Origin of the sequence: Leclercia adecarboxylata (assembly GCF_035787115.1) — a bacterium.
Taxonomy (GTDB): domain Bacteria; phylum Pseudomonadota; class Gammaproteobacteria; order Enterobacterales; family Enterobacteriaceae; genus Enterobacter; species Enterobacter adecarboxylatus_E.
Genome location: NZ_JALKTL010000007.1, coordinates 11,990 through 29,946, shown reverse-complemented (window position 1 = coordinate 29,946; position 17,957 = coordinate 11,990). Strand labels below are relative to the sequence as shown.

Here is a 17,957-nt window from a genome sequence, read left to right as displayed (position 1 = left end):
GCCATGTCTGAGAAAACTTTCCTGGTGGAAATCGGCACCGAAGAGCTACCACCAAAAGCCCTGCGCAGCCTGGCGGAATCTTTTGCTGCGAACGTGACTGCGGAGCTGGATAACGCTGGCCTCGCACACGGCAAGATTGAATGGTTTGCTGCTCCGCGTCGCCTGGCGCTGAAAGTGGCAAATCTGGCCGCTTCCCAGCCCGATCGTGAAGTAGAAAAGCGCGGCCCGGCAATTGCCCAGGCGTTCGACGCCGAAGGCAAACCAAGCAAAGCGGCAGAAGGCTGGGCGCGTGGCTGCGGGATCACCGTTGACCAGGCCGAGCGTCTGACCACCGACAAGGGTGAATGGCTGCTCTATCGCGCCCATGTTAAAGGCGAGAGCGCAGAAGCGTTGCTGCCAAACATGATCGCCACCTCGCTGGCGAAGCTGCCAATCCCTAAACTGATGCGCTGGGGCGCAAGCGACGTGCACTTTGTGCGTCCGGTTCACACCGTGACCCTGCTGCTGGGCGAGACCGTTATTCCAGCCACCATTCTGGGCGTTGCATCCGATCGCGTGATCCGCGGTCACCGCTTTATGGGCGAGCCGGAGTTCACCATCGATAACGCCGATCAGTACCCTGAAATTCTGCTGGAACGCGGTAAAGTCATTGCTGACTACGAGCAGCGTAAAGCCAAAATTAAAGCCGATGCGGAAGAGGCGGCGCGCAAGATTGGCGGTAACGCTGACCTGAGCGACAGCCTGCTGGAAGAAGTGACCTCGCTGGTGGAATGGCCAGTGGTGCTGACCGCGAAGTTCGAAGAGAAATTCCTCGCGGTTCCGGCAGAAGCGCTGGTTCACACCATGAAGGGCGACCAGAAATATTTCCCGGTCTATGCCAACGACGGCAAGCTGCTGCCGAACTTCATCTTCGTGGCGAACATCGAATCGAAAGATCCGGTGCAGATTATCTCCGGTAACGAGAAGGTGGTTCGCCCGCGTCTGGCGGATGCCGAGTTCTTCTTTAATACCGACCGTAAAAAGCGCCTGGAAGATCACCTCCCACGCCTGCAGACCGTGCTGTTCCAGCAGCAGCTGGGTACGCTGCGTGACAAGACCGATCGTATTGCGGAGCTGTCCGGCTGGATCGCCCGTGAAATCGGTGCCGACGTCAACCACGCCACCCGTGCAGGTCTGCTCTCCAAGTGCGACCTGATGACCAACATGGTGTTTGAATTCACCGACACCCAGGGCGTCATGGGCATGCACTACGCCCGTCACGATGGTGAAGCAGAAGACGTAGCCGTGGCCCTGAACGAGCAGTATCAGCCGCGCTTTGCCGGTGACGATCTGCCGTCTAACCCGGTGGCCTGTGCGGTCGCGATTGCCGATAAGATGGACACCCTGGCGGGTATCTTCGGTATCGGTCAGCATCCGAAAGGCGATAAAGACCCGTTTGCGCTGCGTCGTGCCGCGCTGGGCGTGCTGCGCATCATCGTTGAGAAGAACCTGAACCTGGATCTGCAGACCCTGACCGAAGAGGCGGTGCGTCTGTACGGTGATAAGCTGACCAACGCTAACGTGGTGGATGAGGTCATCGACTTTATGCTGGGCCGCTTCCGCGCCTGGTATCAGGACGAAGGTTATGCCGTCGACACTATTCAGGCGGTGCTGGCGCGTCGTCCGACCCGTCCGGCAGATTTCGATGCGCGTATGAAGGCGGTGTCCCACTTCCGTACCCTGGAAGCGGCATCGGCGCTGGCTGCGGCCAACAAGCGTGTCTCCAACATCCTGGCGAAGTCTGACGAAAAGCTGAACGAGCGCGTAAACGCCGCGACGCTGAAAGAGCCAGAAGAGATCGCTCTGGCGATGCAGGTTGTGGTGCTGCGCGACAAGCTGGAGCCGGTCTTCGCGGAAGGTCGCTACCAGGAAGCGCTGGTGGAGCTGGCCGAACTGCGTGATGTTATCGACGCCTTCTTTGAGAAAGTGATGGTTAACGTAGAGGATAAAGATCTGCGTATTAACCGTCTCTCCATGCTCGAGAAACTGCGCGAGCTGTTCCTGCGCGTGGCGGATATTTCGCTGCTGCAGTAAGGTGCCTTTGCCCTGCGGCGCTACGCTTGCACGGGCCTGTGAGTACTAAAAACCCGCTTCGGCGGGTTTTTTATCGGCTGAATTTGCCTTTATCCCACCCTTCACCGCGGGCGGTAAGATCTACTGTGGGTATAACCGCTATTCCTTCTGCATCATAGAAAAAAGCGGAGGTTGAAAAATCATACACCGTCCCGTAAACCGTAAATGATACGTTATTACCTATACCATCGACTCTCGCGCCGGGCGTATTTGCCGTAAGCGTTGGGGCTATTCCTTGCTTCTCAAAGGCCGCCAAAGGATTGCCCAAAAATTTGCTCGCTAGATAATAGCGGTACACATTCCCTGTGGTCATGTTCGCGCCTTTGTACTCAGTAACATATAACCATGTTCGGGGAGTGAGTTGACGCATCTCGTATAACCTATCTCGTACCGTTATTCGCTTCTGGTGCTCGAAATAAAAATGGCCCGCGATCATCATGGCCATAATGATTGAGAGTATCCAGTGCAGCGCCCTAAAGGTGGTGCTGTTTAACATAGTCTATTCTTTGTCTTATCCAAAATTGGTCCACTGGGTCATCCCCGAACGGCGGGCGGTCAGAATAGAAATGCCCCCATTTTTCAGAATCAGACGTACCGGCAACCTCCTGAGTTGCACCGCCAGCAATATGTAATATTTTTTCGGGTATACCAGCGGCGTAACCAATCGCGCCATAGTGAAAATTTCCAAAATCAGCTCAGAGCCGGTTCTTCTGCTTGTAATCCCATTCCCCGTTATTTCGTACTCGTTGATAAAACCAGAGATAGGTCAAGGGTGTTGCCATTCCCTGCACTTCCCGCCGTGCCCGGGCGAGCCTGATATGCTCTCTTAATATTTCGAGTCCCTTTGGAGGATAAAGCGGGATACAAGCCATCGTAATGATTCCTTTAATTAGTCAAAACAGGAAATAAACATATTGCGATAATATATTAACGAAGGAAATTAAACCACCTTTCAAATTAACAATATAAATCTTGAATGAGTGAGCGTATTTTATTGTTGACGTTTATAACTCAATTCATTATTGAATCTTTTTTTATTTTTTTTATTTAATGTGGCTTCATGTCTAATAGAGGAATTAAATCATGGCAATCCCTGCTTATCTTTGGATTAAAGATGATGGTGGCGCAGATATTAAAGGGTCTGTTGATGCACAAGATCGTGAGGGTAGCATAGAAATTCTATCATTCAGTCATGGAGTGCTAGTGCCCACAGATAGTAATACAGGAAAGATTACTGGAACTCGCTTACATTCACCTCTCACATTCGAAAAGGAATTTGATTCATCCAGTCCCTATTTTTACAAAGCAGCAGTAACTGGTCAGACGCTTAAAAGTGCAGAGTTTAAATGGTATAAAATAAATGACGCAGGACAAGAGGTTGAATATTTCAATATGCTTCTTGAGAATGTCAGAGTGGTGAGTGTTAATCCGGTAATGCATAACTGCAAAGAACCTGCATTGCAAATTCATAACCATAATGAAGGCATACAGTTGCGATATGAGAAAATCACCTGGAAGTATTGCGACGGGAATGTTCAATATTCCGATGCATAGAATGAACGCCAGACAGCTTAAAGTGGCGATATACGCTCTCTTATAATTAAACAGGCCAGATTCAGCTAATTGATGTGCCAAACTGGTCGATCCACAAGCAGTATCGGTGTGGCCTCTTCCCTTACCCTCACCCTGGCGCTCTCCCAAAGGGAGAGGGGAAAAATCAGTGTCGCTTTGAATGTGAGAGGATGCTCGGTGTGCATAATTTAACCTTGAAACGGACAACAAATTACCGCTATCCTTACCCCCGTTAACTTTCTTCCCCTGGAGCGCCCCCCAAAAATGAACAACCACGCCTGATGAACGTCGATCCTTGCTAAACGCCACCGCGTCGGCAGGGGAGGTTATGATTTCATTCAGGAGTGCTTATGGCTCATTTTGCGCAATCCCCTTCTTTTATTTTGCATCAGGTCACCTGCCAGTTTTCGACAGGCGATACCCTTTTTGGTCCGCTGAATGTCTCGCTGGAGCCTGCGCTGTGCGCGCTGGTTGGCCGCAACGGTAGCGGCAAGACCTGTCTTCTGCGCCTGCTGGCCGGTCTGGACGCGCCCGCCAGCGGCCATATCGAACGTTTCGGCACGCACCACTATGTGGCGCAACAGCACGATATCTCCCCGCACACCACGCTGGCTCAGCTGCTTGGCTATGATGACCTTTTCGCTGCCCGCAGGCGTATCGACAGCGGTACTTATCTGCCTGAGGATCTGGAGCGTCTCGACGGTTTCTGGGATCTGGCCGAACGTCTGAGCGAGGCGTTTATCAGCGCCGGACTTCCGCCGTTTGATCCCGACAGGCTGGCCTGCGAACTCAGCGGCGGCGAGCGGGTTCGCGCTCTGCTGTGCGGCGCGTTTACGGCGAATGCGGACTTTTTGCTGCTGGACGAACCCACCAACCACCTCGACCGTCAGGGGCGGGTGTGGTTTTACCAGCAACTTGCCCGACATAGCGGGGGCGTGCTGATCGCGTCCCACGATCGCGAGCTGCTGGCACGGGTGCCGCGCATTCTGGAACTCAGCACGTCAGGGTTACACCGCTACGGTGGCAACTACGCGGATTATCAACGCCAGCGGAATGCGGAGCAGCGGGCCGCCCGCGCGGCGCTGGAGCATGCAACCACCGAGCGTAAACGCACCCGCGCGCGTCAGCAAAAGGAGCATGACGACAGCCTGCGCCGTTCGGCGAAAACCCTGCGCACCGTCGACTCGCTCAATATCGCCTCGTTTGAACGGGTTAAATATAAAGGCGCGGCAAAGGCGCGCCCGGGTGCGTGGCGTAAACAACATCATGACCAACAGGAGGCGCTGAACGCGGCGGTCAATCAGGCGCGAGAGCGGGTGGAAGAGGATAACCCGGTGATGCTTACCCTGCCGGGCAGCCAGATAGCGGAGGGGAAGCAGGTGCTGGTGCTGGAGGATCTGATGCTGCCGTATATCAACATGGCGCCGCTCAACTGGCGTATGGATGGGCCGATGCGGGTGGCGTTGCGCGGGCCGAATGGCTGCGGGAAATCCACCTTGCTGAAAGCAATTGTTGGCGAATGCGAGCCCGTTGCCGGTCGCTGCCGCGTATCGGTTAATGTGGCGTATCTCGATCAGCATTTATCGCAGCTGGATCTGACGCAATCAGTGATCTCCCATCTCAATCTGCACAACACGCCGCTGGAGGAGGGGACACTGCGCAGCCGTCTGGCCCAGCTACAGCTTGATGCCGATCGGGTTACGCTTCCGCTGGCAGCGCTCAGCGGCGGCGAGCGTTTGAAAGCGGCGCTGGCCTGCGTGCTGTGGCGTGAAGAGGCGGCTCAACTGTTGCTGCTTGATGAACCGACTAACCATCTGGACCTGGCCTCAACGCGTGCTATCGAGGCGGCGCTGGCGGACTTTGCAGGCGCACTGCTGGTGGCCTCTCATGACGAGGCTTTTCTGGATGGGCTGAAACTGAATCATGAACTGGCGTGGCTGGACGGGGAGTGGCGCGGTGAAAGGCGGTAATAAAAACACAAACCCCCGCAAAGGCGGGGGCAAAAATTTACTCTTCAGTCATTACTATTCAGTCAACTGCTTGCGGAGTGCCGGGTTAGCCTGAATCAGACTCATCAGCTTCAGCTCGGTCATGGAGGGCTTCACTCTTTTCGATTCCCACTCCTGAACCATCGCTACGCTGACACCCATCGCTCGTGCAAAATCATCAGTTTTCATCCCTGTCCCTTTGCGTAAGCGCTCAAATTCCGTAAAGGGGTTAGACTTTTGCGAACGGGTAACCGTCTGCGGTACATCTTTAAAAACAATCTGTTCCAGACTGCTTAGCAGATCAAACATAGGATCTTTTAATTCCATTGAGAACTCCTCATAAATCACACTGCGGGATCGTGAACATTAGAGAGCAATTTAAGAATAGTCGGTAAAACTGACAGGAGATCGTAACGTGCGTGATTAATTTTGGGCGATACGTTTCGCCCGCTTGTTTTCAGGTTGATGACCTGTGCTAAAAACCTGATAAATCAGTAGCGCCATAGCAGCAGGTATTTTTTTGTAAATGGTAAGAATTTATATGGCTAAAGGCGTTTTATATGAAAAGGGTATCTTGCGGGCCTGACCTGGACTATTCTTGTCACCGTTGGGCACGCGTGTGCCGGTGTGCGCTTTTATGGGTGAAAGGAGTAATAACAATGGCGACAGGAAAGCCCTGCTCTCGCTGGTTTGCGCCGCTTGCGGCGTTATTAATGGTCATTAGCCTGAGTGGGTGTTTCGATAAGGAAGGCGATCAGCGCAAAGCGTTTATCGATTTCCTGCAAAATACTGCGATGCGCAGTGGCGAGCGTTTACCAACGCTGACTGCGGATCAGAAAAAACAGTTTGGTCCCTTCGTTTCCGACTATGCCATTTTGTATGGCTATTCACAGCAGGTGAATCAGGCGATGGACGCGGGTCTGCGTCCGGTGGTGGATAGCGTAAATGCGATCCGCGTGCCGCAGGATTATGTGACCCAGCGCGAACCGCTGAGCCAGTCAAACGGCGCACTGGGTGTGTTGGGCCAGCAGCTGCAGAACGCCAAAATGCAGGCCGATGGCGCGCGCTCCGCGCTCAAACAGGGCGACGATCTGAAACCTGTGTTCGATAAAGTGTATGACAAGGTAGTGACCAAACCTGCCGATGCTCTGCAGCCGCTCATTCCGGCCGCCCAGATCTTCACTCAGCAGCTGGTGCAGGTGGCGGATTATATTTCCCAGCAGGGCACTCAGGTGAGCTTTGTCTCTAACGGCATTCAGTTCCCGACTTCGCAGCAGGCCAGCCAGTATAACGCGCTGATTGGGCCGCTGGCAGCGCAGCACCAGGCTTTTAGCCAGGCGTGGGGTGCGGCGATGGCCGCAACGGAATAAAAACGAAAACCCCGCTAACACGCGGGGTTTTTTCTTCTGGCAGAAAATAAAGCTTGTCTTTGATCCGCTAACTATGTCTTAATACACCCCGTCGGTTTGTTACACAGACCTAAAGCAGTTTAGTAAAGCAGTCCAGATGCGTTATCTTAGATACCCTTCGTAGTGACCCTTCCTTCATCGCTTAAAAATCTGTAACACATTCCATCATCGCGCCGGAAGGCAAAACAAATTTTTAAAAGGTAATATCTATGTCTGGTAAAATGACTGGTCTGGTAAAATGGTTCAACGCTGATAAAGGTTTCGGCTTCATCACTCCTGACGATGGCTCTAAAGACGTGTTCGTACACTTCTCTGCTATCCAGAACGATGGCTACAAATCTCTGGACGAAGGTCAGAAAGTTTCCTTCACCATCGAAAGCGGCGCTAAAGGCCCAGCAGCTGGTAACGTTGTAAGCCTGTAAGCTTCCAGCTCAGCAATAAGAATTCAAAAACCCGCCTCTGGCGGGTTTTTTTCGTTTAAGGTTTGGCCTGCGGATTGACGCAGTTTTTATCCACCTTGCCCTGTAGTGCGTCGATCAGGTTGTCCACCGCACAGGCCGCCATGTTGTAGCGCGTTTCGTGCGTGGCAGAGCCAATGTGCGGCAGCGCCACCACGTTGGGCATCGTCAGCAGTTCTGAACTGGTCGGCAGCGGCTCCTGCTCGAACACGTCCAGCCCCGCCGCGTGGATCTCGCCGTTTTTTAACGCCGCAATCAGCGCCTGCTCATCCACCACCGGACCGCGTCCGGCATTAATAAAGATGGCGGATTTCTTCATCTTCTCAAACTGCGCCTTACCGATCATGTGATGCGTTTCATCGGTCAGGGGCAGGATCAGGCAGACAAAGTCCGCTTCCTGCAATAGCGTATCCAGGTCACAGTGGCGGGCATTAAAGCGATCCTCGGCTTCTTTATGCTGGCGGCGCGCGTTATACAGGATCGGCATGTTGAAACCGAAATGGGCGCGCTGGGCCAGTGCCAGGCCGATGCGGCCCATCCCGACAATGCCCAGCGTTTTGCCATGTACGTCAACGCCAAACCAGTCCGGGCCGATACTTTTGGTCCATTCCCCGGCTTTGACGCGTTCGGCCACTTCCACCACGCGACGCGCGCTGCTGAGCACCAGTGCCATCAGCGTATCCGCGACGGTTTCGGTGAGCACGGTTGGAGTGTGCATTAGCAGAACGTTGCGGGCATTCAGCGCATCGACGTCGAAGTTGTCATAGCCCACCGAAATGGTCGAGGTTGCACGCAGCGCGGGCATTTTCTCCAGCAGCGCGGCATCCACTTTTTCGCTGGAGCCCAGCAGCCCGACGGCGCCGGCAAACGCCTCAGCATGCTGCTGTACCGTCTCCGGGCTCAGGTTGTTAACCCGGGTAACGGTAAAATGATCTTCAAGGCGCTGCTGCAGGGCATCAGGCAGGGCTTTATACAAAATGACGGACGGCTTCATGCTAATCTCCGTTGATTTTAAAAGGGTTCAGGCGTGGCGTGCGCCGACGGGAATGTTTTGATTATTAGCAGGCTTAACAATTAAAGTAAGCCACACTGAGGCAAAAAGCGCCACCCCCATAAAGATGTACGAAGCCGACGGGCCGCCGGTCACCCCGTTCAGATAGCCCACGAACCATGAACCAAAGAATGAGCCCAGCGCACCCATGCTGTTGATCAGTGCCATCGCGCCACCCGCCACGTTACGCGGCAGCATTTCCGGGATGATGGCAAAGAATGGGCCATAAGGGGCGTACATGGCAGCACCGGCGATCACCAGCAAGGTGTAAGAAACCCAGAAGTGGTTTGCGCCCACCGCCCACGAACCAATAAAGGCGCAGGCAGCAATCAGCAACAGCGGCCAGACGAACAGCTTGCGGTTTTGCAGTTTATCCGACGCCCAGGAGACCACGATCATGGCGATGGTAGCCGCCAGGTAAGGTACGGAAGACAGCCAGCCAACCTCGACCATGCCGAGGTTATCGCCCGCGCTACGGATGATGGACGGCAGCCACAGAACGAAACCGTAAACCCCGATGCTCCAGGTGAAGTACTGCATGCACAGCAGCACTACATTGCGGGAACGGAAGGCTTCGCCATAGTTACGCACCGCTTTCAGCCCCTGCTGCTCTTTATCCAGCTGCGCCTGCAGAGCGGCTTTTTCATCTTCCGACAGCCATTTGGCCTGCGCCGGTTTGTCTTTTACCAGCACCCACCAGCAGAAGGCCCAGATAATGGCCGGTACACCTTCAATAATGAACATCTCCCGCCAGCCGAAAGACTGGATCAGATATCCGGAGACCACCGACATCCACAGCACGGTGACCGGGTTGCCGAGAATAAGGAAGGTATTGGCGCGCGAGCGTTCGGATTTGGTGAACCAGTTGCTGATGTAGATCAGCATTGCGGGCATGACTGCCGCTTCCACCACGCCAAGGATAAAGCGAATGGCCGCCAGCGCCGGGATGTTATTCACCACGCCGGTCAGGGAGGCACAGGCACCCCAGAGGATCAGGCAGATGAAGATCAGCTTGCGGACGCTGCGGCGTTCGGCATAGATGGCGCCAGGGATCTGGAAAAAGAAGTAACCAAGGAAGAAGAGGGCGCCCAGCAGCGAGGAGACGCCTTTGGTGATCCCCAGATCTTCCGTAATGCCTGCGGCAGACGCGAAGCTAAAGTTGGCACGATCAAGGTACGCCAGGCTGTAGGTGATAAACACGACCGGCATGATGTACCACCAGCGTTTTACTGCGTTTGTTGCATTGTTCATAGGCTTGCCTCTGTGGTTGAGGAAATGACCGCCGCTGTCTGTAGGGTACAGGGTGGCTTAATCGTTAGCCCACTCTCCCCGTGGGGAGAGGGAATTTATGCGTCCAGCTGCGCCCGGGTGGGTAATCCTTCGCTGTCGCCCTGAACCTGGATCGCCAGCGAACCAATAACATTGCCGCGCGTGACGGCCTGATGCAGCGTTTTGCCTTCCAGCAGGGCGCTGACCACACCCACGGCAAAGCCGTCTCCCGCGCCGACGGTATCGACGACGTTCTCAACCTTCACCGCCGCCACGGCACCCTGCTCGCCGTCGGCGGTTTTATACCAGGCACCGTCACTGCCCGTTTTCAGGATCACGGCTTTCACCCCCTTGTTCAGGTAAAAATCGGCGATCCCCTCCGGGGTGTTTTCTCCGGTCAGGATGACGCCCTCTTTCAGCCCGGGTAACACCCAGTCGGCCTGGAAGGCGAGGTGGTTCAGCTTCTCTACCATCTCTGCTTCGCTCTTCCACAGCACCGGGCGCAGGTTGGGATCGAACGAGATGGTTTTACCCGCGGCTTTCATTGCCCCTGCGGCGTGATCGAGCAGCGCGTAAGAGCTGGCAGACAATGCCGCCGCCACGCCGCTCAGGTGCAGATGTCGTGCCGCGGTAAACCAGACCGGATTGAAATCTTCTACGGAGAGATGGCTGGCCGCCGAGCCTTTACGGAAATACTCCACAATGGGATCGGTTCCATCGGTAACTTTCGATTTCAGCTGAAAACCGGTGGGATAACGCCCGTCCAGGGTTACGCCTGCGGTGTCGATCCCCTCTTTTTTCAGGGTGTCGAGCACAAACTGGCCAAAGCTGTCATTGCCTACGCGGCTCACCCAGCCCACCTTCAGGCCAAGGCGCGCCAGCCCGGTGGCAACGTTCAGTTCCGCACCCGCAACGCGCTTCATAAATTGATCGACTTCGCTTAAGTCGCCAGGGTTCGTGGCCACAAACATGGCCATGGCTTCACCAATGGTGATGACATCCAGAGCGTCCGGCATCGCGTTACTCCTCGCGCAGTAAATTGACGTAGTGACGGGTGACAGCCGTCAGGTCTGGCCCTTCAAGCGGAAATTCGATCCCGCGAGGGACGTCCGCAGGCAGCTGCTCCAGCAGCGCCTGCCAGCGGATGCTGTCGGTGTCCGGCGGCACAGCGCGATAGTGCTGTTTATGGGGGATAGCGGCTTTGACGTGGATATAGCTCACCGCAGGGGCCAGATGCTTTGCCGCTTCCTCCGGTGATTCGCCTACCCACAGCCAGTTGCCCATATCAAACGTCAGCGTGACCGGCAGACTCATCACCCGGCAGGCCGCTTTAAAACGCTGCATCGGCGCCAGCTGACCGCACTGTGTCTGGTCGTTTTCCACCACCAGCGTCATGCCCGTTTCATCGAGCAGGGCACGCAGCGCATCGAGCTGCTGCTTATCGTTGAAGTGGCCGAGGGAGACCTTCAGCCACAGGGCGTTAAGCGTCGCGGCTTCGGCAAAATAGCGGGGCAGCATCGGGTTGAGAACGCCATCCGGGGTAAAGAGAGCATCGGGCGCGGAATAGCAAGCCAGCAGGCCGAGCAGTTCAATGGACTCGGCAAGCATGGGTAAGGTTGCCAGTTCGGCATCGCTGAATAACTCACGACGGATCTCGACGCCATCGGCGCCTGCACCGGCTATCACCGGCAGTAAGGCGCGCTGACCACCGGCTTCCCGTACCTTGTCAGCGCCGTACGCGGCGGTGACGACAATAATTTTTCTGCCCATCGGCGGACTCCATCACGTAGCTGATACTCTTTACGCTAGATGGAACCGGTTCCAAAGAAAAGGTCATGATGCCGGATTTATGATCGCCATCACGAAGGGGAGTTAACGTGCCGTGGAGCCGCGGACGATCAGCTCGCCGGAGAAAACCTGCTCGCGCACGGCCTCATCGGCGCCGTTGATACGGCGGACAACCTGCTCGACAGCGGCGAAGCCAATCTGCCAGGTGGGCTGTTTGAGGGTGGTAATACCGACGCCGGCCAGCTCCGCCCACTCCAGCTCGTCAAAGCCCAGCAGGCCGATATCGCTGCCCCAGTGCAGGCCAATGCGCTTGAGCGATCGGGCGACCTGCAGCGTTAACGCGCCGTTAGCGGAGATGACCGCCTTGCGCATGCCGCGATGCCGGGTATGGAACTGGCGCAGGGCATTATCCAGCTGTTCGGCTTCGTGCAGGGGAATTTCGATATTTTCAGCAACCACGCCAGCATAGCGGGAGAGGGTGGCGCGAAACGCGTTCAGGCGCTCGCGGCGGGTATTGACCATGCCCAGCGGTTCGCTCAGAAAGAGGATCGCTTCAAAGCCCTGGTCTATCAGGTGTTCGGTGGCGGTGGTGGCGGCCTGGGTATTATCCAGCCCCACCACGTCGCAGGCGAAATCCGGGATTTTGCGGTCAATCAGCACCATGGGCAGGGCCGACTGTTGCAGGCGGTTTAGCCCCTCTTCGCGCATGCCCACGGCGTTAACAACGATGCCCTCCACCTGATAGCTGCGCAGCAGATCGAGGTAGTGCAGCTCCTGGTCGACTTCGTTGTTGGTGTTACACACCAGCGGGGTGAATCCTTTTTCCCGGCAGGCGGCTTCGATGCCGCTGAGGACGTTAACGGAGTAGGGGTTGGTGATATCAGCGATAATGAGCCCGATCAGGCGGGTCCGGCCACGTTTAAGGCCCCGGGCCATCAGGCTCGGACGATAGTCGAGTTCGGCGACGGCCTGTTCAATGCGGGCCAGCAGCGCGTCGGACAGCAGGTGTTTCTCGCCATTGAGATAACGGGAAATGCTGGTTTTACCGGTTTTTGCGGCTTTTGCCACATCGCTGATGGTGGGCCGTGTAGATTTGCTCATCGCTGATTTCCTTACCTTGGGTGAGAACACCTTAGCGTGAAAATCAACGATGGCAAGCGCTTGATGCCGGATGGCGCTTCGCTCATCCGGCCTGCGCTGGAGGGGGGGCGGCCTGATGCCCTCACTCCGGCCCTCTCTCACAGGGAGAGGGGGCAAACACTAAAAACGGCAACCGGGTTGCCGTTTTGCTTTTACCTACTGAATTGGGCTTAAGGTGATCTCAACGCGGCGGTTCTGCGCTTTGCCTTCTGCCGTGCTGTTGCTGGCGATTGGATTTGCCGGACCCATGCCGCTGGTGCGAATGCGGTTCACCGCCACGCCCTGGGTGATCAGCGCGCTGGCCACCGCGTCAGCACGCTGCTGGGAGAGACGCATGTTCAGATCCTGGCTGCCGGTGCTGTCGGTATAGCCCAGCACGTTTACCGCGGTTTTTTCATACTCTTTCAGCACCATAGCCACCCCGGTCAGGGTGTTGGCGCCCGCCGGTTTCAGCGTTGAGCTGTTGCTGTCGAAGGTGACATTGTTTGGCATGTTCAGGATGATGTTATCGCCGCTGCGGGTCACGCTCACGCCGGTACCCTGCATTTTGTCGCGCAGCTTGGCTTCCTGCACGTCCATGTAATAACCGACGCCGCCGCCCAGTGCTGCGCCTGCCGCTGCACCGATGAGTGCCCCTTTACCGCGATCTTTTTTCGAGGAGGAGAGTGCGCCAACACCGGCGCCTACCAGTGAGCCGATGCCCGCGCCAATACCTGATTTACCCGCTTCGCGTTCGCCGGTGTAGGGGTTCGTTGTACAGCCTGAAACAACCAGTGCGCCGCTAACCACGGCGGCAATCATAAGTGCGCTTTTTTTCATCTTCTTTCCTTAAGCTTTTTTATTCTTTGCCACGACGGGCGTGGCGGTTGATTATGACGTGCAGTTACGGAGAAAATTCCGGGGATAACTCTTAAATTTGTGTCTAATCATAAACAGCCTCAATGAAGGCTGAGAAAACCTGCAACCGGCAATCCAGGAGCACATGCTGTGACCACATCAACAAAAACCATTCTGACTGCAGCCCACTGGGGGCCCATGCTGGTAGAGACCGACGGCGATAGCGTGCTGTCATCCCGCGGCGCTTTGCCTACACAGCACCCCAACTCCCTGCAGACCGTTGTACGCGATCAGGTGCACAGCAAAACGCGCGTGCGCTGGCCGATGGTGCGTAAGGGATTTCTCGCCTCGCCGGACAACCCACAGGGGGTACGCGGGCAGGATGAGTTTGTGCGCGTCAGCTGGGATGAAGCGTTAACGCTTATCGATGCGCAGCATAAACGTATTCGTCAGAGTTATGGTCCATCGTCCATTTTCGCCGGTTCGTACGGCTGGCGTTCCAATGGCGTGCTGCATAAAGCCGCCACTCTGCTTCAGCGTTATATGAGCCTGGCGGGCGGCTACACCGGCCATCTGGGGGATTACTCAACCGGCGCGGCGCAGGCCATCATGCCCTATGTGGTGGGCGGCAACGAAGTGTATCAGCAGCAGACCAGCTGGCCGCTGGTGCTGGAGCACAGCGAGGTAGTGGTGCTGTGGAGCGCTAACCCGCTCAACACCCTTAAGATTGCGTGGAATGCCAGCGACGAGCAGGGCATTTCCTATTTCGACGCGCTGCGTAAAAGCGGCAAGCGCCTGATCTGCATCGATCCGATGCGCTCCGAAACCATGGATTTCTTTGGCGACAGCGCCGAGTGGATCGCTCCGCACATGGGTACCGATGTGGCGATGATGCTTGGCATCGCGCATACGCTGGTGGAAAACGGCTGGCAGGATGAAGCATTTCTGGCGCGCTGTACCTCCGGTTATGAGGCGTTCGCCGACTATCTTCTGGGGATAACAGACGGTATCGTCAAAACCGCGGAATGGGCCGCCGACATTTGCGGCGTTTCGGCGGCTAAAATTCGTGAACTGGCGGCATTATTCCACCATAACACCACCATGTTGATGTCCGGCTGGGGCATGCAGCGCCAGCAGTTTGGCGAGCAAAAACACTGGATGCTGGTCACGCTCGCGGCGATGCTCGGCCAGATCGGTACTCCGGGCGGCGGTTTTGGGCTGTCGTATCACTTTGCCAACGGTGGTAACCCGACGCGTCGTGCTGCAGTGCTGGCCTCGATGCAGGGCTCGGTCAAGGGCGGTACCGACGCGGTGGATAAAATCCCGGTCGCCCGTATTGTGGAAGCGCTGGAAAATCCCGGCGGTTTTTATCAGCACAACGGTCTGGATCGCCACTTCCCGGATATTCGCTTTGTCTGGTGGGCAGGCGGCGCCAACTTCACCCATCATCAGGACACCAACCGCCTGATCCGCGCCTGGCAAAAGCCGGAGCTGGTGGTGATTTCGGAGTGTTTCTGGACGGCGGCGGCGAAGCACGCCGATATTGTGCTGCCGGCCACCACCTCATTTGAACGTAACGACATGACCATGACCGGCGACTACAGCAACCAGCATATGGTGCCGATGAAGCGGGTGGTGGCGCCGCGCGATGAGGCGCGTGACGATCTGGATGTGTTCGCGGAGCTGAGCGAGCGCTGGGAACAGGGGGGCGGCGAGCGCTTTACCGAAGGCAAAACCGATCTGGAGTGGCTGGAGACGTTTTATGAGATTGCCGGGCAGCGCGGCGCGGCACAGGGGGTGACCTTAGCACCCTTTGCTGAGTTCTGGGAGGCCAATGCCATCGTCGAAATGCCGGAATCCGAAGACAACGCCAGGTTCGTGCGCTTCGCCGATTTCCGTCGCGATCCCGAGAACCATCCGCTCAAAACCGAGAGCGGCAAAATTGTGATCTACTCAGAGCGCATTGCCAGCTTCCAGTATGCCGACTGTCCGCCTCACCCGATGTGGCTGGAGCCGGATGAGTGGCATGGCAATGCCGAACCGGGGCAGTTACAAATCCTCTCCGCTCACCCGGCGCACCGTCTGCACAGCCAGCTGAACTACTCCTCCCTGCGCGAGCAGTACGCGGTGGCCGGACGCGAGCCGGTGACGCTGCACCCGGATGACGCAAAAGCGCGCGGCATTGTCGATGGCGACGTGGTACGCGTCTGGAACCCTCGCGGTCAGGTGCTGGCAGGCGCGGTGGTCAGCGAAGGCATTAAGCCGGGAGTGATCTGCATTCATCAGGGGGCATGGCCGGATCTGGATGCTGATAACGACGGGATTTGTAAGAACGGGGCGGTCAACGTGCTGACCAAAGATCTCCCCAGCTCGAAGCTGGGGAATGGCTGCGCGGGGAATACCGCGCTGGCGTGGCTGGAAAAGTATCAGGGACCGACGCTTACGCTGACGGCATTTGATCCGCCTGCCAGCTCATAAGCCAGGTCGGGTGTTGGGTATCTTCCTGCCAGGCGCTGTCTTCAATGCGAAAGCCCTGCGCATGGTAGAAATTCACCGCCCGATTGTTTTTCTGGTAAACCTCGAGGCTTAAAGCGGGGTAGCGCTGTTGAACGTGGTTTATCAGCGCGTGCCCGATCCCCTGTCCGGCCCAGGCCGGATCGACAAACAGCGCGCCGATGAACCTGGACTCCATCACGCTGATAAACCCGCGAAGCGCGCCTTCCTCTTCCCAAACCCATGTCTCGGCCGCAGGCAGGTAAACCTCGCGCACCACCGCTTCGCTCTCCACCCAGTATTGCGCATCGATAAACGGATGGGCGACGGTGGTGCTCTCCAGCCAGAGTGCCAGCAGCGGCTCGAGGTCATCGCTGAGCCATTTGCGGATCATGTTGACCTCCGGGGTGACAGTGGCAGGTGGTGACGTGATCGTTGACCAGCCCACAGGCCTGCATAAAGGCGTAACAGATAGTGGTGCCGACAAATTTAAAGCCGCGTTTTTTTAACGCCTTCGACAGGGCGTCGGATATGGGCGTTGAGGCGGGGATCTCCGCCAGCGTCGCCGCCCGGGTCACCTGCGGGGTGTTATCGACAAAGGACCAGATAAAATCGGAAAACCGCTCGCCGTTCTCTTCCATCGCCAGATAAGCCCGGGCGTTACCGATAATGGCTTCGATTTTGCCGCGATGACGAATGATGCCCGCGTCCAGCACTAGCCTGTCGACGTCGGCAGAGGTCATCCCGGCGACAAGAACCGGATCAAACCGGTGAAAGGCCTGACGATAGTTTTCCCGTTTTTTAAGCACCGTGATCCAGGATAAACCGGCCTGCTGACCCTCAAGACAGATCATCTCGAATAAATATTTTCCGTCAGTTTCTGGCACGCCCCACTCTTCATCGTGATAGGCGATATAAAGCGGATCCTGACTAACCCAGCCACAACGTTGCATCGGTTCTCTCCCTTTTGCTCCTGAAATTACAAAAATTTCAACCGACCCGGCTTGACGTGTCACCTAAAGAGACAATAGTTAATACAGGCTGATACGCAACATCCCTCATGTCGCAACTGGCCTCTCTTAAACAATCACAAAAATCGCCGAATTCGGCTCTTCTCTGGAGTCGCTTTGATGATGATAAAAAAAATCAGTGGCCGCCATACCGTGACAGGTCTGGTGAGCTTGTTGGCCTGTCTGCTTTCAGGCAACACAGCAAATGCCTGGCAACAGGAATATATCGTTTCGGATACAAAAAGTAATACCACGGAGCGTTATACCTGGGACGACGATCACCAACCGCGTTATGAGGACATTCTTAAAGAGCGGATCCTCTCTTCGCAGAATATGCCCGGTTTAGCGCTGAATTTACCTGACTCTTCGCCGGTAGAGGCGACCAGCTCAATGAGCGTTGGCTGGAGTATTCCCGTGGCCCGCCGTTTTACCACCGGGCCGGTTGCTGCCTGGCACTATGATGGCTCCACGCCCAACATGTATAACGAGTTTGGCGACAGCATCAATACCCAGTCGCTGACGGATCCGCTCTGGCATGCAAGCGTGAGCACGCTCGGCTGGCGCGTCGATACGCGAATGGGCGATCTGCGACCCTGGGCGCAAATCAGCTATAACCAGCAGTTTGGTGATAATCAGTGGAAAATGCAGTCCGGCCTGGGTCGCCTTGCACCGTCCACGCAATACGGTAACTGGATGGATGTCACCGTCGGGGCCGATATGCTGATCAATCCATATATGGCAGCGTACGCCTCAATGTCGCAGGCCGAAAACATGACTACCGGAGAAGATTATCTTTATACCCTTGGCGTCAGCGCGAGGTTCTGAAAAGA

Annotated in this window: 18 protein-coding genes; 7 read left to right on the top strand and 11 right to left on the bottom strand. The window is 56.2% G+C overall.

Features of this window, described 5'->3' with window-relative positions; genetic code table 11:
• Positions 1 to 3: 3 nt before the first annotated feature.
• Positions 4 to 2,073, top strand: a complete 2,070-nt coding sequence (gene glyS, locus MXM41_RS18955) for a glycine--tRNA ligase subunit beta (protein WP_325933682.1) — start codon at positions 4 to 6, stop codon at positions 2,071 to 2,073.
• Between the two features lie 70 nt (positions 2,074 to 2,143).
• Here the strand turns inward: glyS and MXM41_RS18950 are convergent, their stop codons facing one another.
• Positions 2,144 to 2,608, bottom strand: a complete 465-nt coding sequence (locus tag MXM41_RS18950) for a hypothetical protein (protein ID WP_325933681.1) — start codon at positions 2,606 to 2,608, stop codon at positions 2,144 to 2,146.
• Positions 2,586 to 2,747, bottom strand: coding sequence for a hypothetical protein (locus tag MXM41_RS18945; protein WP_325933916.1), 162 nt, complete (start codon positions 2,745 to 2,747; stop codon positions 2,586 to 2,588). The genes MXM41_RS18950 and MXM41_RS18945 overlap by 23 nt, the downstream gene beginning before the upstream one ends.
• 448 nt (positions 2,748 to 3,195) lie before the next feature.
• Here MXM41_RS18945 and MXM41_RS18940 point away from each other — a divergent pair, with 448 nt between their 5' ends.
• On the top strand, positions 3,196 to 3,666 hold the full coding sequence (locus tag MXM41_RS18940) for an Hcp family type VI secretion system effector (RefSeq protein ID WP_325933679.1): 471 nt from the start codon (positions 3,196 to 3,198) through the stop codon (positions 3,664 to 3,666).
• A 368-nt stretch (positions 3,667 to 4,034) separates the two neighbouring features.
• The gene (locus tag MXM41_RS18935; RefSeq protein ID WP_325933678.1) at positions 4,035 to 5,654 is read left to right on the top strand and encodes an ABC-F family ATP-binding cassette domain-containing protein; all 1,620 of its coding nucleotides are present in this window, start codon (positions 4,035 to 4,037) and stop codon (positions 5,652 to 5,654) included.
• Between the two features lie 54 nt (positions 5,655 to 5,708).
• Here the strand turns inward: MXM41_RS18935 and MXM41_RS18930 are convergent, their stop codons facing one another.
• Positions 5,709 to 5,999 carry an HTH-type transcriptional regulator gene (locus tag MXM41_RS18930; RefSeq protein ID WP_142487783.1) on the bottom strand — a complete coding sequence of 97 codons (291 nt, stop codon included), beginning with the start codon at positions 5,997 to 5,999 and terminating at the stop codon, positions 5,709 to 5,711.
• A 332-nt stretch (positions 6,000 to 6,331) separates the two neighbouring features.
• Between MXM41_RS18930 and MXM41_RS18925 the strand changes: the two genes are divergently transcribed.
• Positions 6,332 to 7,042: a DUF3053 domain-containing protein gene (locus tag MXM41_RS18925; RefSeq protein WP_325933674.1), complete on the top strand. Its 711-nt coding sequence runs from the start codon at positions 6,332 to 6,334 to the stop codon at positions 7,040 to 7,042.
• A gap of 248 nt (positions 7,043 to 7,290) precedes the next feature.
• The gene (gene cspA / locus MXM41_RS18920) at positions 7,291 to 7,503 is read left to right on the top strand and encodes an RNA chaperone/antiterminator CspA (RefSeq protein ID WP_032615822.1); all 213 of its coding nucleotides are present in this window, start codon (positions 7,291 to 7,293) and stop codon (positions 7,501 to 7,503) included.
• Positions 7,504 to 7,558: 55 nt separating this feature from the next.
• Here cspA and ghrB read toward each other — a convergent pair whose 3' ends face one another.
• The 6 genes from ghrB to MXM41_RS18890 form a co-directional block, all read right to left on the bottom strand.
• Positions 7,559 to 8,533 (bottom strand): glyoxylate/hydroxypyruvate reductase GhrB, encoded by a 975-nt coding sequence (gene ghrB, locus MXM41_RS18915; protein ID WP_325933672.1) that lies wholly within the window; start codon positions 8,531 to 8,533, stop codon positions 7,559 to 7,561.
• A gap of 27 nt (positions 8,534 to 8,560) precedes the next feature.
• Positions 8,561 to 9,841, bottom strand: coding sequence for an MFS transporter (locus tag MXM41_RS18910; protein WP_103177780.1), 1,281 nt, complete (start codon positions 9,839 to 9,841; stop codon positions 8,561 to 8,563).
• 95 nt (positions 9,842 to 9,936) lie between these two features.
• Positions 9,937 to 10,875 (bottom strand): sugar kinase, encoded by a 939-nt coding sequence (locus MXM41_RS18905; protein WP_325933668.1) that lies wholly within the window; start codon positions 10,873 to 10,875, stop codon positions 9,937 to 9,939.
• Between the two features lie 4 nt (positions 10,876 to 10,879).
• The gene (locus MXM41_RS18900) at positions 10,880 to 11,629 is read right to left on the bottom strand and encodes a sugar phosphate isomerase/epimerase (protein ID WP_325933667.1); all 750 of its coding nucleotides are present in this window, start codon (positions 11,627 to 11,629) and stop codon (positions 10,880 to 10,882) included.
• 102 nt (positions 11,630 to 11,731) lie between these two features.
• Positions 11,732 to 12,748, bottom strand: a complete 1,017-nt coding sequence (locus tag MXM41_RS18895; protein ID WP_325933666.1) for a LacI family DNA-binding transcriptional regulator — start codon at positions 12,746 to 12,748, stop codon at positions 11,732 to 11,734.
• Between the two features lie 195 nt (positions 12,749 to 12,943).
• Positions 12,944 to 13,606 carry an OmpA family lipoprotein gene (locus MXM41_RS18890; protein ID WP_325933665.1) on the bottom strand — a complete coding sequence of 221 codons (663 nt, stop codon included), beginning with the start codon at positions 13,604 to 13,606 and terminating at the stop codon, positions 12,944 to 12,946.
• 168 nt (positions 13,607 to 13,774) lie between these two features.
• Here MXM41_RS18890 and MXM41_RS18885 point away from each other — a divergent pair, with 168 nt between their 5' ends.
• On the top strand, positions 13,775 to 16,102 hold the full coding sequence (locus MXM41_RS18885; protein WP_418936800.1) for a molybdopterin guanine dinucleotide-containing S/N-oxide reductase: 2,328 nt from the start codon (positions 13,775 to 13,777) through the stop codon (positions 16,100 to 16,102).
• On the opposite strand, the gene MXM41_RS18880 is transcribed toward MXM41_RS18885, so the two are convergent.
• Both MXM41_RS18880 and tag read right to left on the bottom strand, forming a co-directional pair.
• Positions 16,065 to 16,511 (bottom strand): N-acetyltransferase, encoded by a 447-nt coding sequence (locus MXM41_RS18880; protein WP_325933664.1) that lies wholly within the window; start codon positions 16,509 to 16,511, stop codon positions 16,065 to 16,067. The two genes, MXM41_RS18885 and MXM41_RS18880, sit on opposite strands and share 38 nt — an antisense overlap.
• Positions 16,486 to 17,070 (bottom strand): DNA-3-methyladenine glycosylase I, encoded by a 585-nt coding sequence (gene tag / locus MXM41_RS18875; RefSeq protein ID WP_325933663.1) that lies wholly within the window; start codon positions 17,068 to 17,070, stop codon positions 16,486 to 16,488. The genes MXM41_RS18880 and tag overlap by 26 nt, the downstream gene beginning before the upstream one ends.
• A gap of 177 nt (positions 17,071 to 17,247) precedes the next feature.
• Here tag and MXM41_RS18870 point away from each other — a divergent pair, with 177 nt between their 5' ends.
• Positions 17,248 to 17,952: an autotransporter domain-containing protein gene (locus MXM41_RS18870; RefSeq protein ID WP_325933662.1), complete on the top strand. Its 705-nt coding sequence runs from the start codon at positions 17,248 to 17,250 to the stop codon at positions 17,950 to 17,952.
• Positions 17,953 to 17,957 lie beyond the last annotated feature (5 nt).